General features: G+C 63.9%; 21 protein-coding genes. 8 read left to right on the forward strand and 13 right to left on the reverse strand.

What is annotated here, in order from left to right:
• Positions 1–148: 148 nt before the first annotated feature.
• Entirely contained in the window at positions 149–1,294 is a 1,146-nt protein-coding gene (locus J2D77_RS14630; protein WP_207847067.1) for a M14 family metallopeptidase, read from the reverse strand.
• Between the two features lie 215 nt (positions 1,295–1,509).
• Entirely contained in the window at positions 1,510–2,844 is a 1,335-nt protein-coding gene (locus J2D77_RS14635; RefSeq protein WP_207847068.1) for a DEAD/DEAH box helicase, read from the reverse strand.
• Positions 2,845–3,098: 254 nt separating this feature from the next.
• On the opposite strand from J2D77_RS14635, the gene J2D77_RS14640 reads away from it, so the two are divergent.
• A complete protein-coding gene (locus tag J2D77_RS14640) occupies positions 3,099–4,025 on the forward strand; it encodes a mitochondrial fission ELM1 family protein (protein WP_230975854.1) in 927 nt (308 codons plus the stop codon).
• Here J2D77_RS14640 and J2D77_RS14645 read toward each other — a convergent pair.
• The 3 genes from J2D77_RS14645 to J2D77_RS14655 all read right to left on the reverse strand — a co-directional run bounded on the left by J2D77_RS14645 (position 4,022) and on the right by J2D77_RS14655 (position 5,993).
• Positions 4,022–4,462, reverse strand: a complete 441-nt coding sequence (locus J2D77_RS14645; protein WP_230975845.1) for a DoxX family protein — start codon at positions 4,460–4,462, stop codon at positions 4,022–4,024. The two genes, J2D77_RS14640 and J2D77_RS14645, sit on opposite strands and share 4 nt — an antisense overlap.
• A gap of 294 nt (positions 4,463–4,756) precedes the next feature.
• The gene (locus J2D77_RS14650) at positions 4,757–4,951 is read right to left on the reverse strand and encodes a hypothetical protein (RefSeq protein ID WP_207847071.1); all 195 of its coding nucleotides are present in this window, start codon (positions 4,949–4,951) and stop codon (positions 4,757–4,759) included.
• Between the two features lie 52 nt (positions 4,952–5,003).
• Positions 5,004–5,993, reverse strand: a complete 990-nt coding sequence (locus tag J2D77_RS14655; protein WP_207847073.1) for an HAD-IB family phosphatase — start codon at positions 5,991–5,993, stop codon at positions 5,004–5,006.
• Between the two features lie 30 nt (positions 5,994–6,023).
• Here J2D77_RS14655 and miaA point away from each other — a divergent pair, with 30 nt between their 5' ends.
• From miaA to ilvC, 4 genes are all read left to right on the forward strand, one after another.
• Positions 6,024–7,172 (forward strand): tRNA (adenosine(37)-N6)-dimethylallyltransferase MiaA, encoded by a 1,149-nt coding sequence (gene miaA / locus J2D77_RS14660; RefSeq protein WP_230975846.1) that lies wholly within the window; start codon positions 6,024–6,026, stop codon positions 7,170–7,172.
• A gap of 24 nt (positions 7,173–7,196) precedes the next feature.
• Positions 7,197–9,047 (forward strand): biosynthetic-type acetolactate synthase large subunit, encoded by a 1,851-nt coding sequence (gene ilvB / locus J2D77_RS14665; protein ID WP_207847075.1) that lies wholly within the window; start codon positions 7,197–7,199, stop codon positions 9,045–9,047.
• A gap of 68 nt (positions 9,048–9,115) precedes the next feature.
• Complete coding sequence (ilvN, locus tag J2D77_RS14670; RefSeq protein ID WP_207847079.1) at positions 9,116–9,634, forward strand: acetolactate synthase small subunit; 519 nt, start codon at positions 9,116–9,118, stop codon at positions 9,632–9,634.
• Between the two features lie 60 nt (positions 9,635–9,694).
• A complete protein-coding gene (gene ilvC / locus J2D77_RS14675; RefSeq protein ID WP_207847166.1) occupies positions 9,695–10,714 on the forward strand; it encodes a ketol-acid reductoisomerase in 1,020 nt (339 codons plus the stop codon).
• A gap of 256 nt (positions 10,715–10,970) precedes the next feature.
• Here the strand turns inward: ilvC and J2D77_RS14680 are convergent, their stop codons facing one another.
• Together J2D77_RS14680 and J2D77_RS14685 are read right to left on the reverse strand one after the other, a co-directional pair.
• Positions 10,971–11,921, reverse strand: coding sequence for a DMT family transporter (locus J2D77_RS14680; protein WP_230975848.1), 951 nt, complete (start codon positions 11,919–11,921; stop codon positions 10,971–10,973).
• Between the two features lie 261 nt (positions 11,922–12,182).
• Complete coding sequence (locus J2D77_RS14685; RefSeq protein WP_230975849.1) at positions 12,183–13,322, reverse strand: PQQ-dependent sugar dehydrogenase; 1,140 nt, start codon at positions 13,320–13,322, stop codon at positions 12,183–12,185.
• Positions 13,323–13,612: 290 nt separating this feature from the next.
• Between J2D77_RS14685 and J2D77_RS14690 the strand changes: the two genes are divergently transcribed.
• Positions 13,613–14,659: an aldo/keto reductase gene (locus J2D77_RS14690; RefSeq protein WP_207847080.1), complete on the forward strand. Its 1,047-nt coding sequence runs from the start codon at positions 13,613–13,615 to the stop codon at positions 14,657–14,659.
• Between the two features lie 208 nt (positions 14,660–14,867).
• On the opposite strand, the gene J2D77_RS14695 is transcribed toward J2D77_RS14690, so the two are convergent.
• Positions 14,868–15,797, reverse strand: coding sequence for an ArsR/SmtB family transcription factor (locus J2D77_RS14695; protein ID WP_207847081.1), 930 nt, complete (start codon positions 15,795–15,797; stop codon positions 14,868–14,870).
• A 334-nt stretch (positions 15,798–16,131) separates the two neighbouring features.
• Here J2D77_RS14695 and metF point away from each other — a divergent pair, with 334 nt between their 5' ends.
• A complete protein-coding gene (gene metF / locus J2D77_RS14700) occupies positions 16,132–17,058 on the forward strand; it encodes a methylenetetrahydrofolate reductase [NAD(P)H] (RefSeq protein WP_207847082.1) in 927 nt (308 codons plus the stop codon).
• A 66-nt stretch (positions 17,059–17,124) separates the two neighbouring features.
• On the opposite strand, the gene J2D77_RS14705 is transcribed toward metF, so the two are convergent.
• The 4 genes from J2D77_RS14705 to J2D77_RS14720 all read right to left on the reverse strand — a co-directional run bounded on the left by J2D77_RS14705 (position 17,125) and on the right by J2D77_RS14720 (position 21,173).
• Positions 17,125–17,451 (reverse strand): metal-sensitive transcriptional regulator, encoded by a 327-nt coding sequence (locus J2D77_RS14705; protein ID WP_207847084.1) that lies wholly within the window; start codon positions 17,449–17,451, stop codon positions 17,125–17,127.
• Positions 17,452–17,630: 179 nt separating this feature from the next.
• Positions 17,631–18,515, reverse strand: coding sequence for a copper resistance protein B (locus J2D77_RS17560; protein WP_407927109.1), 885 nt, complete (start codon positions 18,513–18,515; stop codon positions 17,631–17,633).
• Positions 18,516–18,814: 299 nt separating this feature from the next.
• Complete coding sequence (locus J2D77_RS14715; RefSeq protein ID WP_207847086.1) at positions 18,815–20,527, reverse strand: copper resistance system multicopper oxidase; 1,713 nt, start codon at positions 20,525–20,527, stop codon at positions 18,815–18,817.
• An 85-nt stretch (positions 20,528–20,612) separates the two neighbouring features.
• Positions 20,613–21,173 carry a hypothetical protein gene (locus J2D77_RS14720; RefSeq protein ID WP_207847087.1) on the reverse strand — a complete coding sequence of 187 codons (561 nt, stop codon included), beginning with the start codon at positions 21,171–21,173 and terminating at the stop codon, positions 20,613–20,615.
• A 145-nt stretch (positions 21,174–21,318) separates the two neighbouring features.
• On the opposite strand from J2D77_RS14720, the gene J2D77_RS14725 reads away from it, so the two are divergent.
• Complete coding sequence (locus tag J2D77_RS14725) at positions 21,319–23,790, forward strand: heavy metal translocating P-type ATPase (RefSeq protein WP_207847088.1); 2,472 nt, start codon at positions 21,319–21,321, stop codon at positions 23,788–23,790.
• A 121-nt stretch (positions 23,791–23,911) separates the two neighbouring features.
• Here J2D77_RS14725 and gltX read toward each other — a convergent pair whose 3' ends face one another.
• Complete coding sequence (gene gltX, locus J2D77_RS14730; RefSeq protein WP_207847089.1) at positions 23,912–25,243, reverse strand: glutamate--tRNA ligase; 1,332 nt, start codon at positions 25,241–25,243, stop codon at positions 23,912–23,914.
• Positions 25,244–25,251 lie beyond the last annotated feature (8 nt).

The raw sequence follows: 25,251 nt of genomic DNA on the forward strand, positions 1-25,251 counted from the left end.
TTAAAATCGGTAGCACGTAAAAAACGGGGGTGCGGGGCTGTAATGCTCCGCACCCCTTTTTTATTGGCATCATGGCCCGTGCAGCCTTGCAAAACCGTTAAGGGGCTGGGCGCGGAAGCCCGCCTCCGTCCCGCTCGCGCTCAGGCGCTCAGGCGCTCAGCCGTGCCAGCCTTACGGCCGTGTGGCCGCGCCGGGGGCGCAGGTTGGGCATGACCAGCAGGCAGTCATCGTAGGGGGTGCGGATTTCATCCGCGCCATCAAAGGCGATGACCGTGCCTGCCGTGGGCACGATATCCCCGCTCTGGAACTGGCGTATGAAGGTAAACCCCGCTGTCAGCGCCTTGACGCAATCCGTCACGGCGGCGGATCGGGGCTGGGGGGCGTTTTCGCGCCGGGCTTGCGCCGTGGCGGGGGGCAACGCGCACAGCCCAGCCTGGGCCAGGAACAGGCGGGCACTCAGCAGGGCCTGTTCGGCGGCACTGCCCTGCCAATGCTGCCCGGCTTCGAGCAGGCACGCCCGGGCCTGCCCCCGCATGCCCGAAAACCGCCCGTAATCGATCAGCCGCATACCGTCATGATGCCCGTTATCCTGCACCACGGTCGGCGGGCGGGCGGGGGTGCGCGGGCCACCCCGGGTGGCAGGCCCCTGCGATGGGGTTTGAAGCAGGGCCTGATCGAGCACCCGGTTATTGGGGGCGGGTGTTCCAGCCTGGGCTTCGGCCAGCAGGCGGGCCAGGGCGAGGTTCCTGCGCGCCGCATTGGTCAGGAAAAGCGGGTGGCCGGGCCAGGGCATGGTGTGCAGGTCAAGCAGGAGGTCGGCGGTTTCTATCACTGGCAGCACCTCGCGCAGCCGCCGCATTTCAACCGAGGCATGGGCCGAGCGGATCAGGTCGGGCTGCCACAGGCGGTTGAGGTCCTCATCGATAAAGCGCGACTGCATGGGCTTGGCGGGATCGAACATCGCATAGGCGTCGAGATTGAGGAAAATCAGGCTCAGCCGGCCATGGCGCGGGGTAGTCTGTTCCGCCAGCAGGCGGGCCAAGGCATAAGCGCCCGTGGGTTCGTTCCCATGCATCAGCGCTGTGATGACGGCATGCGGGCCGGGCTTGCTGCTTTCGAAATGCTGCACGCCCCGGATGCCGCAATTCCCCCCCAGCCAGGCCGACAGGTCGGGCAGTTCGAATTCCGGCGTGCCGTTGGGCAACGGTGGCAGGGGCGGGGGCAGGGTTTCGGACAAAGCGCGAAAGCGGACCCGATGCCCCGTTTGCGTGTGGCGTTTGGATGCGCACGTCATGAACGGCCCGCCCCATGCGGCAAGGCTGGGGCCGTTATTCTCCAGCAAGGCGGGTGGGGAAGGAATGGGCCGGGCTGCATCGCGCCGAAGTATGGTTCGGCTGGGCGCAGGCTGCAATCCCCCGGCGGGCAGCGGCACCCGCCCCAACACTTGCGCGTACCGCGTAATCAGGTGCCGGGTGGGCGTTCAGGCCGGGTTTTGGCGCATAAAGGCGCTTATCGACCGGGGCTTTTGGCGGGCGTGGTTTTTGGCCGCGCGGCTTTTGTCGCGGTCCTGTCCGGGGCCGGTGCGGGGAGGGCCTGGCTTTCGCTGAGAATCCGGAGCTTGACATCCACCCCCACTTCCACCTGCCGCAGGCGTGCCCGTTCGGCGGCGGCGCACAACGTCAGGGCCGAGCCTTTCTGGCTGCCCCGGCCCGTGCGGCCGATCCGATGCAGGTAGGTTTCGGGCTGGTCGGGCACGTCGTAATTGATCACCTGGCTGACGGAGGGAATATCCAGCCCGCGTGCGGCGACATCGGTCGCCACCAGAATGAACAGGCGGCCGGAGGCAAAGCTGGCCAGCGTGCTGGTGCGCTTGTCCTGCGTCAGGTCGGCATGCAGGGGGGCGGCGGCCAGCTTTGCTTTCCTGAGGGTTGCGGCCAGTTGGTCGGCCTCGGCCTTGGTGCGCACAAAAACGATGCTGCGCATTTTGGGGGCGCGCAGGAAAAACGTTTTCAGGAAATCGGGCTTATGGGTGTTCTCGATGAACAGGGCCCCCTGGCGGATCGGCCCGCGCCGACCGGGCGTGCGTTCGACCACAATATCTTCGGGCTTGTGCAGCAGGGCAGCCAGCATGGCCTTGTGCTCATCGGGCCGGGTGGCGGAAAAAACCAGCGTCTGGCGCGGCTTGGGTAAGTAATCGAGCACGGCCGAGGTTTCTTCAAGGAATTCGGGGCAGAGCAGCCTGTCCCCTTCGTCCAGCACCAGATGGGTGCAGTCGTCCAGGTTGCATATGCCCGCGCGCACGAGGTCGAGCAGGCGACCAGGGGTGGCGATCAGCACATGGCTGGCGTTGCGGGTGGCCGGGCTGTCCAGCATGGCGTCAAGGGCTGCGGTCTGTTCGATCTTGTCCACACCGCCGAAAATGGGAATGATCGGCAGAAGCCCGGCCGCACCGGCACTGTCCGTGCCCGCTGTCTTGCCCGCGTGCTCTTTCGCCGCTCCGCCCTTGCCGGGCCCTTTGGCCGCGCCCGCCTTCACGCTGGTGGTTTTTGTCGCAGCCCCCGTGCAGGCGCGGAACACCTTTGCGGTTTGCAGCACCAGGTCACGCGTGGGCAGCAGCACCAGCGCGCTGCGGGGCCGGCGGGCGGCCAGCAGTTTCTGGATAAGGGGCAGCGCATAGGCCGCCGTCTTGCCCGTGCCGGTGGGGGCGGTGGCCAGAAGATCCCGCCCGGCCAGAATGGCGGGTATGGCGGCCTGCTGGATGGGGGTGGGTTCCGTCATGCCCGCCTGCGTGGCCAGGGCGCATAAAGCGGGAGAAAGGCCCGTATCCTCGAAGCCGCCGGACATAGTATCGCCTTATCAATGGTCTGGAATGCTCAAACATGCCTTGCATATCCCCTGTGCAGGCTGCAAGGACAGCAGGCCATGTGGCGCGCAGCTTGCTCGCCCGGGCAGGGTGTAGCAGGGGAAAGCGCGACATGACGAGCGCAAACTATGCTGAGCTGGAAACAGAAGCAAACCCGCATTTCGGCCCGGTTGCCGATAATGCGGATGGTGGTGCCGTACCCAACGCCTTTGTGGTGGGGGAAGATTTCGCGGGCATGCGCTCGCAGGCCCTGGGGCTGATGGAACGGGCCGGCTGGCACGGAGTGTTCTGCCCCGTCCGCCCCGACCGCGTGGCGCGCCTGGCTTTGGGCGGCCCGCGCTGGCTGGGCCGGTCCTTCCTGCGCGATCATGACGGGCAGGACCTGCAACATAACCCGGTCTTAAAGGCCTGCGATGTCGTGATCAGCGTGGGCGGCAAGGGTGGGGCCATGGGCGCGGCCTTGCGTGCGATGGGGCGGCCCGTGATACAGGTGCAGAACCCGCGCCAGCGCCTGTCGCGCTTCGACTTGGTCGTGGCCTGCCGCCATGACGATATTTCCGGCCCCAACGTGCTGCTCGGCCGCACGGCCGTGCATGGGCTGACGCCCGAAATCCTGGCCGAAGCTCGCAAGGTCTGGGAACCGCGCCTGGCCCATCTGCCGCGCCCGCTGACCGTAGCCCTGGTCGGGGGTTCCAACGGGCGCTTCCGCTTTGGGGAAGTCGAAGCCCGCAGGCTGGGGCAGATCCTGGCGCAGACGGTGCGCACCCAGGGCGGCAGCCTTGTCATTACCCCTTCACGCCGGACCGACCCGGCGGCGCGGCAGGCGCTGAACGACTGCACGCGCGATGTCGGCGGCCAGGTATGGGACGGCACGGGGGAAAACCCCTATATCGGCTTGATCGCCTGCGCCGATAATTTGGTGGTGACCATAGACAGCGTGTCCATGATGTCAGAAGCCGTGGCGGGCCATGCGCCGGTGACCATATTCCCGCTGCCCGGCCGCTCGCGCCGTATCAGCAGCTTTGTCGAGGAACTGGAACTGAGCGGGCGCGTGCGCGTGCTGGACGACGCGGATGACCGCCTGCCCCCCCCGTGGGAGACCGGGCCGCTGGACGACACGCCCGAACTGGTCGAGGAAATCCACAGAAGGCTGGGGTTCTAGGTCCGCGCGGGCATGTGGGGCCCGGCCAGCCGGTAGCGGCCGGGCCCTGCTGCCGCCAGAGCGATCAGCCCGCCCGCCACGCTGATATTCTTGTAGAAATGGATCATCATATCGTAGCGGAGCATGCCGCTCATGGTCCAGAAATGGTGTCCGATAAAGGCGGTGACTATCGTGTAGAGTGCCAGCACGATGGCCAGCGGTTCGACCAGAACGCCCAGGGCAAGGGCCAGCCCCAGGCCCAGTTCCACGATGATCGCAACAATGGCCGCAAGGGCCGGAAACGGCGCGCTGGTCTGCGTCATATACGCAACGGCCCCTGAATAGTCGCTCAGCTTGCCCCAGCCCATGACAATAAACAGGCTGGACAGCGCAAGGCGGGCGAAAAGCAGGGCGGAATCGCGCCAGGCGGACGTGCGAACGGGGGAATAACTGGCCATGGTCATGGTCCTTCGGTTCATGGGTGCAACGCGCCGGCACCATTCACGGTGCCAGGCTGTAGCCCCACGATAGGAAGAACGCGCATAGGCTTATATAGAAACAATATAAAACTATGGTTTCTGTTTTTTACTATATGGCGCGACTCTGCCGGCCTGTCGCGCATCTGAATGCCTCACAAATCGCGCGGCCGGTTGGCGGGGGCGCATTGCGTATCGGTGCGGGCACAGGAAACGCCCGCTACCTGCTTGCCAGGCGCGGGGGGGGGGGGGGCCGGTTTTGAGGGGAAACGGCGATCAGGCCCAGATCGTGCCGAGCAGCAGCAGCGTGCCCACGATCAGGGCGGCGATGTGGCGCATGACGTGTTCGGGCGTGTCCTGCGGCAAAGCGATGTAGAAGGTCAGGCAATATATGACCAGACCGCAGCCCAGAATTGCGCAAATGACACGGACAATAGGGTAGTTTGAAATATCACGCGGGTCGAACTGCATGGTCTGCCTTCCTGTCGTCGTGTTCGCTGCCTTGCGCCGCCTTGCCCTACCCCTACCCGGAAACGAAAGCCGAAGCCGGATAGCCCTGCGCGAACAGGGCCGTGCGCAGTGAGGTATGGTTGATCTGGGCCATGATATCACGTTTGACCACCGGTTTGGCATGAAACGCCAGGCCAAGGCCAGCCTTGCGCAGCATGGGCAGGTCGTTCGCACCATCGCCAATGGCCAGGGTGCCCGCCAGCGTGCCAGCCCATGTGCCAGTCAGCTTGCTAGCCGGGGCAGCGGCCCCGATAGTTCCCTCGGGGGAGGTCCGGTGGGGGGGCAGCGGCGCGGCAGAAAGGCCGGCCTGCGAACGGGCCAGGGTTTCCAGCAGGTGCAGCTTGGCGTCGGGCCCCAGAATGGGCTGGCCGGTCTGGCCGGTCAGGGTTGTGCCCGCCGCATCGGTCAGCAGCGTGTTGGCGTGGTTTTCATCGAAGCCGCAAAGGGCCGCCACACGGGCGGTGAAAAAGGTGAACCCGCCTGAAACCAGCGCTGTTCTGGCACCATGGGCGCGCATGGTGCGCACCAGTTCGACCGCACCGGGGTTGAGTGTCACGTCGCGCCAGGCTTTTTCCAGCAGCGATGTCGGCAGTCCCTGCAACAGGGCCACGCGTTCGCGCAGCGAGGCGGCAAAATCCAGTTCGCCATTCATGGAGCGGGTGGTAATGGCCGCGATCTTGTCACCCAGCCCCGCATGGACGCCAATGTCATCCAGCGTTTCATTGGCGACAATGGTGCTGTCCATGTCCGAAACCAGAAGGGTTTTGCGGCGGTTTTGCGCAGGGGTAAGAATCGCATCCACCGCCTGCGTATCCAGTTCCGCACGCAGGGCGGGCAGGCTGTCCCATGCCGTGGCTGGGGAGGGTATGTCCACGGCCTCGCCAGCGCTCAGGGTCACTGTCTCGCCCGTGGCGGACACGGCGTCGCGGGCAAGGGCGATGGTCGCGGGGGTAAGGGATGTTGCCTCACGCCGGGCGACAAGGGTCAGAACAAGGCTCGTCATGGCAGGTGGGTGTGTGGCAGGAATACGGGCATGAAGCAAGCAGAACACCCCGCAAATACGCGCCCTGGCGGCCCATTCATGGGCGATATGTCCGCCGCGAACAGGCCAGCCAGCCCGACGGGCGGGGAAAGTGCGGCCAGCGGGGTCGATAATGTGCCTTCTGGCGCGCCCCATGCTGCGTCGTCCGGTGTGCAGGGGGGCGATGCTGCGCCCAGCCGGGCCCTGATCGTGGCGGGGCCGACCTGTTCGGGCAAATCCGCCCTTGCGCTGGCGCTTGCCCGGCATGTTGGCGGTACGGTCATCAACGCGGATTCCATGCAGGTCTATCGCGATCTGCGCGTGCTGACCGCGCGCCCCACCCCAGCGGAGGAGGCCGAGGTTCCCCACCGTCTTTATGGTGTCCTGCCCGCGTCCGAGACCGGGAGCGTGGCCTGGTGGCGTAACCACGCCCTGGCCGCCATGGAGGAGGCATGGGCAAGTGACCGCCTGCCCATATTATGCGGGGGCACCGGCCTGTACCTGCGTGCGCTCACGCATGGCCTGTCCCTTGTGCCCCCGTGCCCGGAAGATATCCGCACTGCCGCGCGCGAATTGATGGCGCGTGAGGGGCCGCGCGCCATGCATGCCCGGCTGGCGGAATGCGACCCGGACATGGCGGCAAAGTTGCGGGCGGAGGATTCCCAACGCATCACCCGCGCGTGGGAGGTCTGGCAGGCCACCGGCCGCAGCCTTGCGTGGTGGCAGGCGCAGCCGGGCCTGCCACCGGCGGATTGCCGCTTTGCGGCCATACGCCTCCTGCCCGATCGCGCCGTGCTGCGCGCGCGCATAGCCGCGCGGTTCGAGGCCATGCTGGCGCGTGGCGCGGTGAAGGAAGTGCGCGCCCTGCTGGCGCAACGGCTTGATCCCGCATTGCCTGCCATGCGGGCCCACGGTGTGCCCGAAATTGCCGCCATGCTGGCCGGAGACCTGACGATCGGGGAAGCGGCCCGCCGGGCCATTGTCGCGACGGGACAGTATACGAAACGCCAGGCCACGTGGCTCGCCCATCACGATCTCGCGGCCGAAAACCTGACCTGTACGCGCGATGCGTGTTTTTCTGACGCTGATTTTTCTGATTTTACGCAATTTTTGGAAAGAAACCAAAGCGATATCATTTCTTTTATTACACAACGGGGTTGACGCCCATTGTAACAAGGCATAAACATGCGCCCTGCTCCCAATCAGGGAAGAGAGGACACCATGACAACGACCATCGCTCCGGCCCCATCCGCCGCCCAGGCCACTGTTACCCTTCCGGGTGCGGAAGTGCTTTTGCGCGCATTGGTCGAGCAGGGGGTCGAGGTCATTTTCGGCTATCCTGGCGGCGCGGTGCTGCCGATTTACGACGCGCTGTTCCGCCAGAACCATATACGCCACATTCTGGTGCGGCACGAACAGGCGGCCGTGCACGCGGCGGAAGCCTATGCCCGTTCCACCGGCAAGGTTGGCGTGGTGCTGGTGACCAGCGGCCCGGGTGCCACCAACGCCGTGACCGGCCTGCTCGATGCGATGATGGACTCCATCCCGCTGGTGTGCCTGTCCGGGCAGGTGCCTACGGCCCTGATCGGTAACGACGCGTTTCAGGAAGCCGATACGACCGGCATTACCCGCCCGGTGACCAAATACAACTACCTGGTGCGCAGGCCCGAAGACCTGGCCCCCGCGGTGCATGAGGCCTTCGCCATTGCCCGCTCCGGCCGGCCCGGCCCCGTTCTGGTGGACCTGCCCAAGAATATCACGGTGGGGGATGCGCCTTATATAAGTGCGCAGGCGGTGACACCGCGCACCGGCAAGATCCGCACGACACCCGACCGCGCCGCCGTTTCCCGCGCCGTGGCCGCCATGAAGGCCGCCAGGCGGCCGCTGTTCTATATCGGCGGCGGCGTTATCAATTCCGGCCCGCAGGCGAGCGAGGCGCTGCGCAAGCTGGCGAAGCTGACGGGTTTTCCCGTGACATCGACCCTGATGGGCCTTGGCGCCTATCCGGCGACGGACAGCCAGTTCCTGGGCATGCTGGGCATGCACGGCACGTACGAGGCCAACCTGGCCACCCATGGCTGCGATGTGCTGGTGGCCCTTGGCAGCCGGTTCGACGACCGGGTGACGGGCCGCGTGAACGCGTTTTCGCCCGGCTCCTTCAAAATCCATGTGGATATCGATCCGTCGCAGATCAACAAGATCGTGCATGTGGATGAAGGCATCGTGGGCGACGTGGGCGAGACCATTGCCATGATGATCGAGGAATGGCTCAAGCCCCCGGCCTATGCCCATGCGGCGGACCTGACCGCCTGGTGGGCGCAGATCGAAGGCTGGCGCGCGCTGGACTGCCTGCGCTTCAAGCAGGACCAGGCCCCCGATGCCGTTATCAAGCCGCAGCAGGCGATCAGCCGTATTTTCGAACTGGGGCGCCAGACCGGGCGGGACATGTATGTCTCCACCGAGGTGGGGCAGCACCAGATGTGGGCGGCCCAGTTCTTCAAGTTCGACAAGCCCAATCGCTGGCTGACATCGGGCGGGCTGGGCACCATGGGCTACGGCCTGCCCGCGGCCGTTGGCGCGCAGGTGGCCCATCCCGATGCGCTTGTGATGGATATCGCGGGCGAGGCCTCGACCCTGATGAACATCCAGGAACTGGGCACGATCGCGCAGTACCGCCTGCCGGTTAAGATCTTCATCATCAACAACCATTACATGGGCATGGTGCGCCAGTGGCAGGAACTGCTGCATGGTTCGCGCTATTCCGAAAGCTATAGCGATGCGCTGCCCGATTTCGTGAAACTGGCGGAAAGCTTCCATGCCCGTGGCCTGCGCGTGACCCGGCTGGACCAGCTTGACGACACCATTCGCGAAGCCCTGGCCCATGACGGGCCGGTCATGGTGGATATCTGTGTTGCGGAAGGGGAAAACTGCTTTCCCATGATCCCGTCCGGGGCCGCGCATAACGAAATGATCCTTGGCCCCGAACAGGAAGACAGCGGGGCGCAGATCAGCCAGGAAGGGCAGATGCTGGTCTGAACGCCACGGGGTGCCCGGTGCACCCCATGTTTGTCTTCCGTCTGGCCTGATTTGGGGAATTCTGGGTAATGCAGCACGAAATTTCCGGCTCTGCCGTGATATCGCTTCTGGTGGACAATGAAAGCGGCGCCCTGGCCCGCATTGTCGAACTGTTTTCTGGGCGGGGCTACAATATCCAGAGCCTGACAGTCGCCCCGGTGGATGAGATCGGGGCGATCTCGCGGGTCAATATCGTAACCACGGGCACGCCTTCGGCCATAGGCCAGGTCAAGGTGCAGATCGAACGCCTGGTCCCGGTCTCACGCGTGGTGAACCTGAGCGCACAAGGCCCGCATGTCGCGCGGGAAATGGCGTTGGTGAAGGTCGTATCCTCGGGCGAGCCCCGCACGGAAGCCCTGCGCATTGCCGAGGCCTTTCGCGCCCGGGCCGTGGATACGACAGCCACGTCCTTTGTTTTCGAACTGACCGGCTCGACCGACAAGCTGGACAGTTTCATCGAGCTGATGCGTCCGCTCGGGCTGGTCGAGGTCTCACGCACGGGCGTGGCTTCCATCTGCCGGGGACCGCAGACAATTCAGAATTTCTGAAGTATAGCACACAGCAACGCCGGAGGGTGTCTCCGGCAGGAGGGAGAAGAAGAAATGGCCATGCGCGTGTATTACGATCGTGACGCCGACGTTAACCTGATCAAGACAAAGAAGGTCGCGGTCATCGGCTATGGCAGCCAGGGCCACGCCCATGCCAACAATCTCAAGGACAGCGGCGTCAAGGACGTTGTGATCGGTCTGCGTGAAGGCTCCACCGCGGCTGAAAAGGCCCGCAATGCCGGTTTTACGGTCATGACACCCGACAAGGCCGCCGCCTGGGCCGATGTGGTGATGGTGCTGACCCCCGATGAAGGCCAGGGCGCGCTGTACAAGGAATCGCTGGAAAAGAACCTGAAGCAGGGTGCCGCCCTGGCATTCGCGCATGGTCTGTCCATCCATTTCCGCCTGATCGAAGCCCGTCCCGATCTGGACGTGTTCCTGATCGCCCCCAAGGGCCCCGGCCACACGGTGCGTTCCGAATACCAGCGTGGCGGCGGCGTGCCCTGCCTGGTCGCCATTGCGCAGGACAAGTCCGGCAGCGCGCTTGAAATTGCCCTGTCCTATGCCTCCGCCATCGGTGGTGGCCGTGCGGGCACGATCGAAACCAGCTTCAAGGAAGAGGTCGAAACCGATCTGTTCGGTGAACAGGCCGTTCTGTGCGGTGGTCTGGTCGAACTGATCCGCGCCGGGTTCGAAACCCTGGTCGAAGCCGGTTACGCGCCGGAAATGGCCTATTTCGAATGCCTGCACGAAATGAAGCTGATCGTGGACCTGATCTACGAAGGCGGCATTGCCAACATGAACTACTCCATCTCCAACACGGCGGAGTATGGTGAATACGTGTCCGGCCCGCGTGTGATCACGGCGGAAAGCAAGAAGGCCATGAAGGAAATCCTTACGGATATCCAGAACGGCACCTTCGTGCGCAACTTCGTGCTGGAAAATCAGTCCGGCAACGTGTTCTTCAAGGCTACCCGTGCACGCAACGACGCCCACCAGATCGAAGCGGTTGGCGAAAAGCTGCGCGGCATGATGCCGTGGATCGCCAAGTCCCGCCTGGTGGACAAGAGCAAGAACTAAAGCCGTCCTGCCCCGCAAGGGCTGAGAACGCACGAAAAGGGCTCTCCCTCATCATGAGGGAGAGCCCTTTTTCTTTCGGAACGGAATAAAAGCCGGGACGATATCGGACAGCGTTCCAAAAGGCGGCTTCGCAGTCGCGACGGGGGTATCGGGGCAAGAAGCCAACGCATTCAGGCCCGAAAAGACCCGCTCAGACCGATCTGGCTGGCTTTTGAAACAGGCGCTAAGTCAACGCGCCGGTTGCCCATGCAGGCCGTCAGGTTTTCTGGGCCTGGCTGGCCTGCCATTTGGCGGCCTTGCGGGCTTTCTTGCGTTCAAGGCGTTCTTTCATGGCCATGTGTTCGTAGCGGATCCGCTGGCGGATCCAGTTCAGCATGCCCGATGCCGTAAGCACGAAAATACCCACGAAGGTCCAGCCATCCAGCGGCTGGTGGAACACCACGTAGCTCAGCACAACGCCCCAGACCATCTGGGTGTATTGCGGCAGGGCCACGCGGTTGGCGGGTGCGCGGGCCGTGGCCAGCATCATCAGCAACTGGCCAAGGGCTGCCAGGAACCCGTAGCCGAACAGATAGACCCATGCGGTTATGGTGGCGGGCCATGTCGCGTGCAGCCCCATCAGCAGGCCATTGCCCACCAGCGGGCCGATCAGGCTCGATCCGAACAGCGACAGGCGCACGGTTTCCTTGTCGGCCAGGCGATAGGCGATGACACTGCCCGCATTGGCGAAGGCCGCCACCAGCGCGCAGAGATGCCCCATATTGAGCGGGCGCACGCCAGGGCGCAGGACGATCAGCACCCCGATAAAGCCCAGCACGACCGCAAGCCAGGCCCATAGCGTGACTTTCTCCTTCAGCAGCACGACCGAGAGAATGGTGACGAAGAGCGGCATCAGGAACATCAGCGACAGCGCTTCGGGCATGGACAGCAGCATGAAGGCTTCCACGCTGGCGGCGGTGGCGACAAAGACGCAGGCCGCGCGCAACACCCACATGGCTTTCTTCTTGGGGCGGAACACGTCCAGATACGATTCATGCGGCTTTCGGATGAACGGCAGAATCAGAAAGCCGAAGACCCCGCCCGAAAACGCGACTTCAAAGGGGTCCAGTTGCCCCGCCAGCAGCTTTGAAAAGGCGTCGCTGATCGAAAAGGAGGCATAAGCCCCCAATGCCAGCGCCATGCCGGAAATAAGAGTCCTGGGGTCCATCGCCAAAAAACGCCATGTAGTGGAGGAACAAGAAACGGCAGCCCACATCCGCTTTACAAGCCGCTGCCGGTCCTTGGGGGGTCTTACGCACAACACCACGAAAATGAAAGCGGATTCCGTTCGCCATGCGTTCTGGCTGCATCAGCACTGTTCTGACACGATGGCGCATATGCGCGGCAGCCACGATAGAGACTGGTGTACGGGGGCGGTCTATTCCCCCGTTACCCGCGCTTTTACCGGTTCTGTTTTGCCGGCCATGTTTTATCGGGCTTGCGTGTAAGTCAGCCGGAAGAGCCTGCCGTGCATTTCATCGGAAATCAGCACCGAACCGTCGGGCAGGGGTTGCACATCCGCCGGGCGGGCCAGGGGCGTGCGCTCGCTCAACCCGTTGAGCAGCACGTTCTCGCCCACCGGCTTGCCACCCTGCATCGTCACGGCCACCACCCGGTAGCCGACAGGGGTGGAACTGTTCCACGATCCATGCTCGGCCACGATCAGGCTGCCGCGCAGGGCGGGGGGCAGCATGCTGCCTTCATAGAACCTCAGCCCCAGCGCCGCCACATGCGGGCCAAGGAGAAAGATCGGCGCGGTGTAGTCGGCGCAGGAATGGCCTGCGCCAAATTCGGGGTCTGGCAGGTCGCCCTGGTGGCAGTGCGGAAAGCCGAAATCCTGCCCCGGCCGGTCCAGCCGGTTGAGTTCATCGCTGGGTTTGGTATCGCCCATCCAGTCGCGGCCGTTATCGGTCAGGTATAGCGGGAAAGGGGCGGTGGCCCCTACGGGCCATGTCAGCCCCACGCTGTTGCGCAGCCCGAATGCAATATCCTCACGCTCGGTGCCATCGGCATTCATGCGCATCAGCTTGCCGAAATCATGCCCGGTTTCGCAGATATTGCACGGCGAACCAATGGGCACATACAGCTTGCCGTCAGGCCCGAAGGCAATAAACTTCCAGTAATGATCGCCTTCTTTCCACGGCAGGTGATCCGCTACCACCTCGGGGGCCGGCGGGCTGTCCAGGTGGTGCGCAATGTCGCGCAGCCGCACAATTCTGGTGGTGGCGGAAACAAAAAGATCGCCATCGTGGAACGCCACACCCGCAGGGGCATCCAGGTCGCGGGCGATAATACGCACGCGTGCGGGTTTTTCGGGCTGGGCGGCATCCCACGATACGGCGTAAACCACGCCTTCGCTCAGCGTGCCGACAAAGGCCAGACCCGGCGGGCCCAGTGCGATCTCCCGCGCGCCGGGCACCTGATCGCTCAGCACATTCAGGGTGAAGCCGGGGGGAACACTGGGCAGCGGACGGGCCTGCGCCATGCCTGTGGCGCAACAGGCAGCCAGCAGGGCGGCAGCCAGCCGGTGCGGCAGGACTGATCGTATCTTTGACAACAGTCGCTCCATTGTCATCCTCCTTCGCATGACCCGAAGGTGCGGCGTTGCGGTTCCACGCTTGGGCATGATGAACGATTGACCGCCCTGGCGGGTGGCACGGGCCTGACAGCGTGCCGGAAACGGGGTGCCGATTTCAAGGCTGTTCCGCCCGATGTGATGGGCCGGCACAGACAAGGCAGGCGGGGCAAGGCAGGCGGGGCAAGGCAGGCGGGACAAGGGGGGCGGCCTTGAACATGGGCCCCATTGCTTCCATGATGGGAGACTTGTTTTTGAACGTAATTTTCAATCGGGTCTCTCACATGAAACAGCGCGAACTCGGACGAACCGGTATTGCGGTCAGTGAAATCTGCCTGGGCACGATGACATTTGGCCAGCAGAACACCGAAGCCGAAGGCCATGCCCAGCTCGATCTCGCAGTGGATCGCGGCATCAATTTCATCGACACGGCTGAATTGTATGCCATTCCGCCCCGGGCCGAGACCTATGGGGCGACGGAAACCATTATCGGCAGTTGGCTCAAGGCGCGGGGCGGACGGGACAAGCTGGTGATCGCCAGCAAGGTGGTGGGGCGCAGCACGTCCCCCTGGTTTCGCCCCGGTGGGGAGGAAGCCCGGCTGACACCGCGCCAGATCCGCTACGCGCTGGAAGGCTCGCTGCGTCGGCTTGGCACGGATTACATCGACCTTTACCAGCTTCACTGGCCGGATCGCCAGATTGGCCTGTTCGGCGCGGGCGGCACCACGTTCAGTGATATCGCGACTGCGGACGAAGTGCCGATAGAAGAAACGCTGGCGGTTCTGGGTGATCTGGTATCCGAAGGCAAGATCCGCCATGTCGGCCTGTCGAACGAGACAGCCTGGGGCGTGTCGGAGTTTCTGGCGGCGTCCAGGACGGGCCTGCCGCGCGTGGTCTCCATCCAGAACGCCTATAACCTGATCAACCGCACGTTCGAAATCGGGCTTGCGGAAATGGCCCTGCGCGAAAAGGTGGGGCTTTTGGCCTATTCACCGCTGGCACAGGGGTATCTGACCGGCAAATACCTGAACGGCGCGCGCCCGGCCGGTGCCCGCACCACCTTGTTCAACCGTGGGCAGCGTTACGAAAAGCCGGGTGTGGACGATGCGATCGAGGCCTATCTGGCCCTGGCGCGGGCGGAAGGGATCGACCCGGTTCAGCTTGCCGTGGCGTTTGTGACATCGCGCCCGTTTGTTACGTCCAACATTATCGGGGCGACGAGTATCGAGCAGCTTCAGACCATTCTTGGCTCTGTCGATCTTGTCATTACCCCCGAACTGGAAGAGAAAATCAACGCCATCCATCAGGTGCATTCCAACCCCGCACCGTAACGCGGCATCGTGCCGCAAGAAGGGCTATTTCAAAACTCGACCCCGAAATATCGTGGTAATGCATAAAAGTTTTTGGTGAAGCTTTTTTCAAAAAGCTTCAGGAAACGTCAATTTTTTTTGAAAAAAAGGCGACGTCCAGAAACTTTTAACATTCCTGTAAGCACTCTTGTCGGTGGCGCGGGTTGTTTCAGTGGCATGCAAGGTTCTGTCACGGGCTTTGGCGCAGCCCCAGCCAGAGCATGACATGCAATGCGCCCTGCAGTTCCACGGAGCGGGTTTTTTCAAAACCGGCATCGGCCAGCCAGCTGCGCATCTGCGTGTCGGAAAAGCCCAGCCATGCATGGGCCGCGCGTTCGCGCAGGTCCTGGCGGTTATGGGTCAGAAAATCGACCACCAGCAGCCGCCCGCCCGGTGCCAGCACGCGGGCGGCCTCTGCAATGGCGGCTGCGGGGTGCTGCGCGTAATGGAGCACCTGGTGCATGATGGCGGTATCGACCGTCTGCGCGGGCAGGGGCAGGGCGTATAGATCGCCCTGGCGCCATTCCACGCGAATGGCGGGGTTTTCATCCAGCTTGGACCGCGCCAGCCGCAGCATGCTTGGGCTGCGGTCAACACCAATCGCGTTTTCGGCCTGGCCCCCCAGCAATTCGATCATCCGCCCCGTGCCGGTGCCGATGTCAAGCAGCCGGCCCGTGGGCCAGGGGGCCAGCAGGCGCAGGATATCGGCTTCAACATCCGCTTCGGGCACATGCAGGGACCGCAGGGCGTCCCATTGTGTGGCGTGGGTTTCGAACCAGTCTTCGGCCTCCATCGCGCGTACTGATCTGACAGCTGCCAGCCGGGCATGGTCGGCCACGCGTTCTGGCACGGGTTCGCGGTCCCACGCATGCAGGGCCGCAAGGGCCGGGGCGGTGATTGCCCTGTCCCCGAGCGAGAGGAACACCCAGTTGCCTTCCTTGCGGCGGACGATCAGTCCCGCCTGATCCATGATCTTGATATGGCGCGATACACGCGGCTGGCTCTGGCCCAGCACGTGCGCAAGTTCGCCAACCGAAAGCTCCATTTCATGCAGGAGCAGGAGAATTCTCAGGCGCGTGGGGTCGGCCAGGGCCTGGAAAAGGGTTACGGCTTGGGTCATGGATCATTCTATATAACTATAACCTTATATACACAATCAGTTTGACAGGATGATCTGGTTAGTTTTATCTGCCCTTCGCCAGGGTTGTCCGTGCATGGGCAAGGCAGGGGCGGAGCAGTCTTGCCACGGTCCTTGAACGGGGTGTGACGGCGCGTGCGGTGCGGATGCATCGGACCGCGCAGTGACGTCCCGCCGGGCAGATCTGGCTCAACCCCGATTGCGGGCGCAAGACCCGTCAATGGGCCGCAGTTGAACCCACCCTTGTCATCAGGATTGGGGCAGCCAGCACCCTGCGCCCGGGCCGGCGTGCAAACAGCAGTAAGAGAAAACAGACATGACAGACTCCCCCAGCCCTATCGTGCCGCCTGCGACTGCCCGCGTTTCTTTCGAGTTTTTTCCACCCCGTTCGGACGAGGCGGAAAAAACCCTGATGGGAACAGCGCAAAAGCTTGCGGCATTCGGGCCGGAGTTTGTTTCCATGACCTATGGTGCAGGTGGTTCCACGCGGGAGCGGAGCCTGCAGGCCGCAGCCGCGCTGGTGCGTGCCACGGGTACCCCCGTGGCGGGGCACCTGACCTGCGTGGGCGCTTCCCGGGAGGAGGTGAATGCCGTTGCCCGTGCCTATTGGGACTGCGGCATTCGCCATATTGTCGCGCTGCGGGGGGATGCAGCCGAACCGGGGTCGGCCTTTACGCCCCACCCGGCGGGGTATCGCAATGCGGCTGAACTGGTGGCGGGGCTGCGGGCCATCGCCCCTTTTGAAATTTCAGTCGCCGCTTATCCCGAAACCCACCCCGAGGCCGCAAGCCCGCAGGCCGATCTCGATAACCTGCGCCGCAAGCTGGATGCGGGGGCCACGCGCGCCATCACGCAGTTCTTTTTCACGCCCGAGACATTCCTGCGCTTTCGCGACAAGGCTGCGGGTGCGGGCATTACAGCCCCGATCGTGCCGGGTATCCTGCCCATCGCCAATGTCGCCCAGGCCCGCCGCTTTGCCGCGCAGTGTGGCGCGCATATGCCGCCCGAACTCCTGCGCCAGCTCGACGGGCTGGATGCGGACCCGCCCTTGCGGGCCGAAGTCACGACCGCCATCGCCGCCCAGCTATGCGCCACATTGCGCCGGCACGGGGTGGAGGATTTTCATATCTATACGCTCAACCGCGCTCTCTCCAGCGCGGCCCTGTGCCGCCTGCTCGGCCTGCCCGCGGCCAGTGCCGCGCAAAGCACGGCTGGCCGTGCCCGGCAGGTGGTGCAGGCCTGAACGCACATGGCGGGGCCGGGCTGTGCTCCCCGCCTGCGGCGTCAGGTGTTACGAAAACCTGATGTATCAGCGGATCATTTTTCGGATTACGCCCATCAGTTCCTCAAGCGTTTCATCGCCGTCATCGTCGCGCATGGCCTGGCGCACGCAGCCTTTGGCATGTGTTTCCAGAATACGGATACTGACCGCATCAACCGCCGAGCGGATGGCGGAAAGCTGGGTCAGGATATCCACACAGTAGCGGTCCTCGCGCACCATGGCGGTAACACCGCCGATCTGGCCTTCGATCCGGCGCAGGCGGTTGATCAGCGCTGTCTTGTCAGGCTGGATCACGTGTCGTTCGCCTGTCTGGCCGGGTGAACAGGCTCCGCATCCGGGTTTGTCGGTCGCCATGGGTCGTGCGCCTTATATGATCTGTGTGCGGTACGGTTGTAGAGCGAACAGGCGGGTCTGACAAAGCAGGGGTTGGGTAAAACCTGCCTTGTCAAAAAACTTTAACGCCTGCTGCAAACATCCGGACAAAACCATGGCCAGGACCGGGGCGGGCTGGCTGCCAATCCTGCCTTTCGTGTTCAGTACCAGGTGCGAATGCCGAAGGTGAAGCGCAAGTCCTCGGGCCCGTTTGCAGGCATCTGTCGGCCCATAGCCGCGTGGCCGCGCGTATCGCCGTAATGGCCCATATAGGTGAAGGCGATATAGGGGGCCACCTTGCGCGTGAATTCGTAGCGCAGGCGCAATCCCGCATCGATATCCGAAAACCCCGTGCTGGTGTCACGCGCCGCATCGGCATGGGAATAAAAGTTCAGTTCCGCCTGGGGCTGAAGGATCAGCCGGTTGGTAATCAGCAGGTCGTAGGAACCTTCGAGCTTGCCCGCCACACCCTGGTTGTTGAAATAAGCCGTGGCCGAGACATCGAAAAAATACAGCGCCAGCCCCTGCACGCCGACTGCGCCCCACGCCCGCACAGGCCCGCTGTCCAGGTCCAGCCGCAGGCCGGTCTGCACATCGAAATAGGTGGAAATGGCGCGATCATAAAGCAGTTCGTGATCCCCGTCGGCCATGGTGCCATGCCCGTTCACCAGCCCTTCGGATTTGAGCCACAGCTTGTTGTAATCGGTGCCGAACCACGCCTGGCCGGAATAGCGGAACAGGCTGTTCCCCGCGCTGTAGCGGCCTTCAAGCTGGTCCATCAGCACATGGAAATAGGTGTCATGGTCCATGACGGGGGGCATGTCGTGCACATAGCGCACATGCGGCACGGGCGGGGGGGTGGCGGGCCAGCGCGCACTGGGTGCCAGGGCAGGGAGCGAGACATGCATCGCCCCCCCCGGCATGGCCTGTGTCGCTGGTGTGGGCGCTGCCATGCTACCGCGCGCGACCGGGGCCGATGCTTCGGGTATGGTGGTATGCCCGCTCATGTCGTGCGCATGGGGCAGGGCGGGGGAGGGTGCGTGCATGCCGCCTGCTGGCTGGCTCCCCGCTTTCGGGGGCTTCTGCCGGAGCGGCTTCTTTCGCTCCATGCCGGGCATGTCGTCCATTCCTTCCATGTCGCCCGTGTCTTTCATGTCCATGTCTTTCATGTCCATGGTGCTGGCCGTGGTCGGGACAGGCATGGTCATGGCGGCCATGTCCTGCGCCACGGGAGTGGGGGCCGCGCCGGGTTGGAGCGTGTCGGCCAGCGCGGCCCCGCCAGCGCAGATCCGCAGCAGCAGGATACCGGCGATCATGGAAAACCGGCGGGGGATCGGGCGTATGGTCATGACACCACCACCGTGCGGAACATGCCCAGATCCATGTGGTAGAGCAGGTGGCAATGCAGGGCCCATAGTCCCGGCGTGTCGGCGCTGACCAGATAGCTCAGCCTGCTGCCCGGCTGGGAGATGATCGTGTGCTTGAACGGGTTGTAGGCCCCCTGGCCGTTTTCAAGCTCGCTCCATAATCCGTGCAGGTGAACGGGGTGTTCCATCATGGTGTCGTTGATCAGCACGAAGCGCACGCGTTCGCCCAGCCGCAGGGGAATGGGATCGGCTTCGGAGAATTTTCGCCCGTCGAACCCCCAGATATAGCGCTCCATATTGCCGGTCAGGTGCAGGGTGATCTCGCGCGAAGGCGGGCGCGGGTCCACGCCGGGGCGCACGGCCCGCAAATCGGCATAGGTCAGGACACGGCGGCCCGCGCCCCCCAGCCCGTCGCCCGGATCGGCCAGCCGGTTGGTGGGCATGGGGGCTACATTCTGGTTTTCCACATTCAGCGGCGGGGGCTTTGCGGATGCGGCGCGGCCCATGCCCCCCATTCCCGCCATGTTACCCATCCCGACCATATGCCCATGGGCCATGCCCATATCCACCATGCTGCGGACCGGCCGTGGGTCCATGGGGGGTATGGGCCCACACTGGCCCATGCGCGTGGCCAGTGTGCCGCGCGCATAGGCGGTGCGGTCCTCGCTCTGGGCAAAAATGGTGTAGGCCTGGCTGTCGGGCGGCTGCACGATGCAGTCATAGGTTTCGGCAACGCCTATGCGAAATTCATCGACCATTACGGGCTCGATCGCATTGCCGTCGGCCTGGATCATCTCCATCGCAAGGCCGGGAATGCGGATATCGTAGAATGTCATGGTCGAGGCGTTGATAAACCGCAGCCGGATACGCTCCCCCGGGCGGAACAGTCCTGTCCAGTTGGCATCCGGTGCGTGGCCGTTCAGCAGCTGGGTGTAGATAATGCCGCTGACATCGGAAATATCGGTGGCCGACATGTTCATGCCTGCCCATTGCAGGCGGTCACGCAGCACGGGCCCCGGCCCCTGACGGGCCGCGTCGGGGAAAAAGGACGCCACGGTACGCTGGCGAAAATTATAGTAATCACTTTGGAATTTCAGGTTGCTGGCAATATCGCGCGGGTCCACGTCCGACCAGTCGGAAAGAAGGATCACGTAATCGCGGTCGTATTGCTGGCGTTCGCCTTCCAGCGGGTCGATGACAATGGCGCCATACACGCCCAGCGCTTCCTGCATGTTGGAATGGCTGTGGTACCAGTATGTGCCGCTTTGCCTGATGGGAAAGCGGTAGGTAAAGGTCGACCCCGGTGCAATGCCGCCAAAGCTCAGCCCCGGCACGCCGTCCATATCGGCGGGGCAGCGAATGCCATGCCAGTGGATGGATGTCTCCTCCGCCAATGTGTTGTGGACATTCAGCGTGACCGTATCGCCCTCGCGCCAGCGCAGGATGGGGCCGGGCACGCTGCCATTGACCGTTGGCGCGCGCTGGGGGCGTTGCAGAATGCGGATCTGTGCGTGCCCTATGACAAGGTCGTATGTGCTGGAAGGATCGGGCGGCACCTGCCCGACCGGCAAGGTAGTGGCCTGGGCGGCGTTATGCACGGGCAGGGCGTTGATGGCGGCAAGCGCGCCAGCACCGCCCAGGAACCGGCGGCGTGTGGGCCCACTTGCGCCCGATGGCGGGAAAACAGGCATGGCTGGTCATCCGTTCTGCACGCCATGCCGAAAGAACGGCACGGCTCTTGGCTGTTACGCGAAGGGGGCTGCCCCTTCAACTCAGTCAGGCGGCGTGCGGTCGGGGCGGGGGCAGTAACGGTGCCGTGCGCTGGCCTGCCAGAATGGGCGCGGCGCTCAGCGGCACGGGCGCGCGCGCAGGCAGGGCAAACACGGGCAAGATACCGGCAGGCTGGATAAAAGCTGCGGAAAACAGGGAGGTCGTCTCGCAGCACGGCATGGCTTGGGGGTGCCCGTGCGCGTGCAGGTCTGCCGGATGCGGGGCCGCCATATTTCCAATTCCCGCATGGCCGGATGCGGAAGCGGGGCCAGTATCGCAAAGAGGGCAGGGGGTCAGGGGCGTGTGGGCCGCGGAGTGTGAAAAACCGGCGGACTGGCCTATGATGGGGCCTGTGATCTGGCTTGTGGCGCGGGCCACGGCATGAATGGGCGGTACGGCATGGGCATGCAGCATATCGCAGGGGGCGGTCAGTTGGGTTCGTGGCGTGTGGAAGATGGTGCTGCTGGCCTGCGCAAAGCCGGGCATGGCGCGCGCAGCCCCCACCATGCCCGCCGCGATACCGAAGCAGAACAGGAATGTTACAGTCGCACGAAGCCAGCGTATCATGGCTTGAATATACCCCTGGGGGGCATATATAGCAACAGGTCAGGATCCAGGCATGCCTCCTGGGCCTTTTCGGGTAACCGGTGGGCAGGCCAGTGCCCTGTCGTGTCGCGGTCCAGCCGGGCCGGATGAGCGGAGTATCGTGCCTATGAGCCAGACTGTCAGTTTCCCGGTTGGCGGCATGTCCTGCGCAAGCTGTGCGGCCCGGGTCGAAAAAGTGCTCAACCGGCTCGACGGCGTTCAGGCCTCGGTCAATTTCGCGACGGGTCGCGCGCAGGTCAGTCTGGCCGATGGTACGGCCCCGCTGGCCACCGTCCTCGATGCCGTGGACAAGGCGGGTTTTACGGTCGAACGCCACAGCGTGGATCTGGCCCTGACAGGGTTAAGCTGTGCCAGTTGTGTCACCCGGGTGGAAAAAGTGCTGAACGCCCTGCCATCCGTAACGGCCACGGTCAATCTGGCGACAGAGCGCGCCCATGTGACTTTTGCCGAAGGGGTGGTGGATAACGCCGCCCTGATCGCCGCCGTAGAAAAAGCGGGGTACGGCGCGCGGCTTTATCAGCCCGAAGCGGACGGCCAGCACGGCGCTGGACAGGCGGCAGACGGGCCTGATGGAAAAATGCGGGCTCAGTGGGCCAATTTTGCGCTCGCAGCCGTGCTGAGCCTGCCTTTTGTCGTGCAGATGCTGGCCATGATGGTGGGCTACCACACGGGGGGAATGCCCGCCGGTGGCATGCTCACAGGGACAATGCCTGCGGGGGCAATGAATGCGGGGCAAACCCATGGCGGCGAAATGCCGCGCCTGCTCCAGCTCGGGCTGGCGGCGGTGGTGCTGTTCTGGTGTGGGCGCGGCATGTATGCCGCCGCCTGGCACGCGGTGCGCAACGGTGCCGCCACCATGGATGTGCTGGTCGTGCTGGGCACGGGTGTTGCCTTTGTCTTCAGCACCGTGGTCACGCTACTGGGCTTGGACCAGCCGGTCTATTTCGAGGCCGCGGCCCTGGTCGTTACCCTTGTGCTGCTCGGCCGCCTGCTGGAAGCCCGCGCCAAGGCCCGTGCGCGCGCGGGCATGGAAAGCCTTTTGCGGCTGCAACCGCGCATGGCCCATGTCGAACGGGGCGGTGTGGTGGTGGATGAACCGGTCGAACATCTGGGCGTGGGCGACGTGTTCGTGGTCAAGCCCGGTGAAAGCGTGCCGGTGGATGGCACTGTGCAGGGTGGTGCGTCCGAGGTGGATGAAGCCATGCTGACGGGGGAGAGCAACCCCGTGGCCAAGGCGGTGGGGGCTCGGGTGTTCGCGGGCACCGTGAACCAGACCGGCGCGCTGCGCGTGGGGGCGACCGGTGTGGGGGAGCAGACGGTTCTTGCCAGCATCGTGCGCATGGTGCAGCAGGCGCAGGGCAGCAAGGCCAGCGTGCAGCGCCTGGCTGACCGGGTTTCGGCCATCTTCGTCCCCGCCGTGCTGGGTCTGGCGGCACTCACCTTCGGGCTGGGCTGGTTGATCATGGGGAACATGAGTGCAAGCCTGGTCAATGCGGTGTCGGTTCTGGTCATTGCCTGCCCCTGTTCGCTGGGGCTGGCCACGCCTACGGCCATTATGGTGGGCACGGGGCTTGGGGCAAAGGTTGGCATCCTGTTCCGCAATGCCGATGCGCTGGAACAGGCCCGCAGGCTGACAACACTGGTGCTGGATAAAACCGGCACGCTGACCCGGGGTCGCCCCGGTGTTGCGGCCCTGCAGGCGGTAGGGGGTGCTACCCCTGCCGATCTGCTGCGCCTGGCATGCGCGCTGGAACAGAATTCCGAACATCCCGTGGCCCGCGCGATCATGGATCATGCGAAAAGCCAGGCCATTGCCGTGCCCGAACTGGCCGATTTCAAGGCCGTACCGGGCAAGGGTGTTACCGGGGTGGTGGACGGGCAGGCCGTACTGCTGGGTTCCCCCGATTTTTTGCAAGCCGGCGGCTGCGTGGTGGATCTGCCCCTGGTCCATGGCTGGCAGGATCAGGGGCGCACGGTTATTGGCGTGGCCCGGGGTGGGAGCGTTGTCGGCTATCTGGCCCTTGCCGATCAGATCCGCCCTGAAGCACGCAATGCGGTTGCGGCGTTGAAGCAACGCGGCCTGAACGTGATCATGCTGAGCGGCGATAACGAACGGAACGCCCGGCTGGTGGCAGGCCAGGTCGGGATTGAAACCGTCCTGGCCGGGGTGCTGCCGGGCGAAAAAGCGGCTGAAATCGGCAGGCTGAAAGGGGCCGGGCGGTGCGTGGGCATGGTGGGGGACGGGATTAACGACGCCCCGGCCCTGGCCAGTGCCGATGTCAGCTTTGCCATAGGGGCGGGTGCGGCCATAGCGCTTGAAACGGCTGATATCGTGCTGGTGCGCAGCAACCTTATGGCGGTGGTCGATGCCATAGAACTGTCGCACGCGACGGTGGGTAAAATCCGCCAGAATCTGTTTTTCGCGTTTATCTATAACATTCTGGGCCTGCCGCTGGCGGCTTTCGGCCTGCTGGACCCGGTGGTGGCGGGTGCCGCCATGGCGCTGAGTTCGGTTTCGGTCGTCAGCAATTCGCTGCTGCTCAACCGCTGGAAACCCCATACCAAAACAACATTTTGAAAAAAGATAAAAGTTTTTGGTGAAGCTTTTTCCAAAAAGCTTCAAAGGCCGTCACCTTTGTTAAAAAGGACGACACCCAAAAACTTTTAGCGCAGCAAGGGGCACCCCCAGCCTACGGGCTTCAGGCCCCGCTGGGAAGCAGCCGTGCCAAGGCGCGTTGCCGCCCGATCAGCGGCAAAAGATCGCGCAGTTCGGGGCCGTGTTCTTCCCCCGTCAGGGCGACGCGCAGGGGGTGGAACAGCCCCTTGCCCGACCGGCCGGTATGGTCGCGCACGGCTGCGGTCCAGCTTTTCCAGGTGGTCTGGTCCCAGGGTTCGGGGGGGAGCAGGCCTGCCGCTTCCTTCAGGAAACTGTCTTCCCCATCCTGCACGGGGGGCACGATGTCCTCCGTCGTGACCTGGAACCACAGCTTTGCTTCGGAAAGCAGTTCGATATTGCTGCGAATGGCCAGCCAGAACGCCTCTGTCGCACCGGGCGGCAGGCGGTCGGCAACGGACGCGAAGGGGGTCTGCGACAGCAGCCTGTGGTTGAGGGCAAGCAACTGGCGCGTATCGAACCGCGCGGCAGAGCGCGAGATATGCGACAGGTCATAGTGCTGCGCCTGTTCGGCAAAGGGCAGAAGAGCCGGGTCGTCTGAACTGCCAAGGCGGGCCAGATAGGCCACAAGGGCTTCGGCTTCCACCCCGTCCTGGCGCAGGGTGCGCAGGGAACACGCATCGAAACGCTTGGACAGCTTGCCGCCGTTTTCATCCAGCAGCAGGGGCAGGTGCGCGAAGCGGAAATGCTCGGGCCGCGCACCCAATGCGTCGGCAATGTCGATCTGCACGCCGGTATTGGTCACGTGGTCTTCCCCACGGATAATATGGGTGATCCCGCTTTCCAGGTCATCCACGACCGAGGCGAGGGTGTACAGCACCGTGCCATCGGTGCGCACCAGAACCGGGTCGGAGACCGATGGCAGCTTGACCTGGCAATCGCCCATCACCATGTCGCGCCAGCGCATGATGGTGCCCGACAGCTTGAAGCGCCAGTAAGGCACCTTGCCATTGGCTTCGGCCTGTGCGCGCTGCTGGGCGGTCATTTTCAGCATTGCGCGGTCATAAACCGGGGCGCGGCGCTGGCGGATCTGGGTTTCGCGCTTGGCGGCCAGTTCATGCTCGCTTTCAAAGCAGGGATAAAGCCGACCGCTTTCCTTCAGCACCTCGATGGCGCGGGCATAGCGCGCCAGACGTTCGCTCTGGCGGAAGGTTTCATCCCACTGCACACCCAGCCATGACAGGTCCTGGCGGATTGCATCGACCAGATCCTCGCGCGAGCGGGCGGTGTCGGTATCATCGATGCGGAGTTGAAACTGTCCGCCATGTTTGCGGGCGTACAGGGCGTTGGCAATGGCAAGACGGGCATTGCCAACGTGCAAAAGACCGGTGGGGCTGGGCGCGAAGCGAAGTTTCATGACCGAGG

Origin of the sequence: Acetobacter garciniae, assembly GCF_017377735.1 — a bacterium.
GTDB lineage: Bacteria > Pseudomonadota > Alphaproteobacteria > Acetobacterales > Acetobacteraceae > Acetobacter > Acetobacter garciniae.

Excerpts from the sequence above, each read along its gene's own strand:
- J2D77_RS14630 (WP_207847067.1), bottom strand. The coding sequence starts at position 1,294 with ATGACGTGCGCATCCAAACGCCACACGCAAACGGGGCATCGGGTCCGC.
- J2D77_RS14635 (WP_207847068.1), bottom strand. The coding sequence starts at position 2,844 with ATGTCCGGCGGCTTCGAGGATACGGGCCTTTCTCCCGCTTTATGCGCC.
- J2D77_RS14640 (WP_230975854.1), top strand. The coding sequence starts at position 3,099 with ATGCGCTCGCAGGCCCTGGGGCTGATGGAACGGGCCGGCTGGCACGGA.
- J2D77_RS14645 (WP_230975845.1), bottom strand. The coding sequence starts at position 4,462 with ATGGCCAGTTATTCCCCCGTTCGCACGTCCGCCTGGCGCGATTCCGCC.
- J2D77_RS14650 (WP_207847071.1), bottom strand. The coding sequence starts at position 4,951 with ATGCAGTTCGACCCGCGTGATATTTCAAACTACCCTATTGTCCGTGTC.
- J2D77_RS14655 (WP_207847073.1), bottom strand. The coding sequence starts at position 5,993 with ATGACGAGCCTTGTTCTGACCCTTGTCGCCCGGCGTGAGGCAACATCC.
- miaA (WP_230975846.1), top strand. The coding sequence starts at position 6,024 with ATGAAGCAAGCAGAACACCCCGCAAATACGCGCCCTGGCGGCCCATTC.
- ilvB (WP_207847075.1), top strand. The coding sequence starts at position 7,197 with ATGCGCCCTGCTCCCAATCAGGGAAGAGAGGACACCATGACAACGACC.
- ilvN (WP_207847079.1), top strand. The coding sequence starts at position 9,116 with ATGCAGCACGAAATTTCCGGCTCTGCCGTGATATCGCTTCTGGTGGAC.
- ilvC (WP_207847166.1), top strand. The coding sequence starts at position 9,695 with ATGCGCGTGTATTACGATCGTGACGCCGACGTTAACCTGATCAAGACA.
- J2D77_RS14680 (WP_230975848.1), bottom strand. The coding sequence starts at position 11,921 with ATGGACCCCAGGACTCTTATTTCCGGCATGGCGCTGGCATTGGGGGCT.
- J2D77_RS14685 (WP_230975849.1), bottom strand. The coding sequence starts at position 13,322 with ATGGAGCGACTGTTGTCAAAGATACGATCAGTCCTGCCGCACCGGCTG.
- J2D77_RS14690 (WP_207847080.1), top strand. The coding sequence starts at position 13,613 with ATGAAACAGCGCGAACTCGGACGAACCGGTATTGCGGTCAGTGAAATC.
- J2D77_RS14695 (WP_207847081.1), bottom strand. The coding sequence starts at position 15,797 with ATGACCCAAGCCGTAACCCTTTTCCAGGCCCTGGCCGACCCCACGCGC.
- metF (WP_207847082.1), top strand. The coding sequence starts at position 16,132 with ATGACAGACTCCCCCAGCCCTATCGTGCCGCCTGCGACTGCCCGCGTT.
- J2D77_RS14705 (WP_207847084.1), bottom strand. The coding sequence starts at position 17,451 with ATGGCGACCGACAAACCCGGATGCGGAGCCTGTTCACCCGGCCAGACA.
- J2D77_RS17560 (WP_407927109.1), bottom strand. The coding sequence starts at position 18,515 with ATGCACGCACCCTCCCCCGCCCTGCCCCATGCGCACGACATGAGCGGG.
- J2D77_RS14715 (WP_207847086.1), bottom strand. The coding sequence starts at position 20,527 with ATGCCTGTTTTCCCGCCATCGGGCGCAAGTGGGCCCACACGCCGCCGG.
- J2D77_RS14720 (WP_207847087.1), bottom strand. The coding sequence starts at position 21,173 with ATGATACGCTGGCTTCGTGCGACTGTAACATTCCTGTTCTGCTTCGGT.
- J2D77_RS14725 (WP_207847088.1), top strand. The coding sequence starts at position 21,319 with ATGAGCCAGACTGTCAGTTTCCCGGTTGGCGGCATGTCCTGCGCAAGC.
- gltX (WP_207847089.1), bottom strand. The coding sequence starts at position 25,243 with ATGAAACTTCGCTTCGCGCCCAGCCCCACCGGTCTTTTGCACGTTGGC.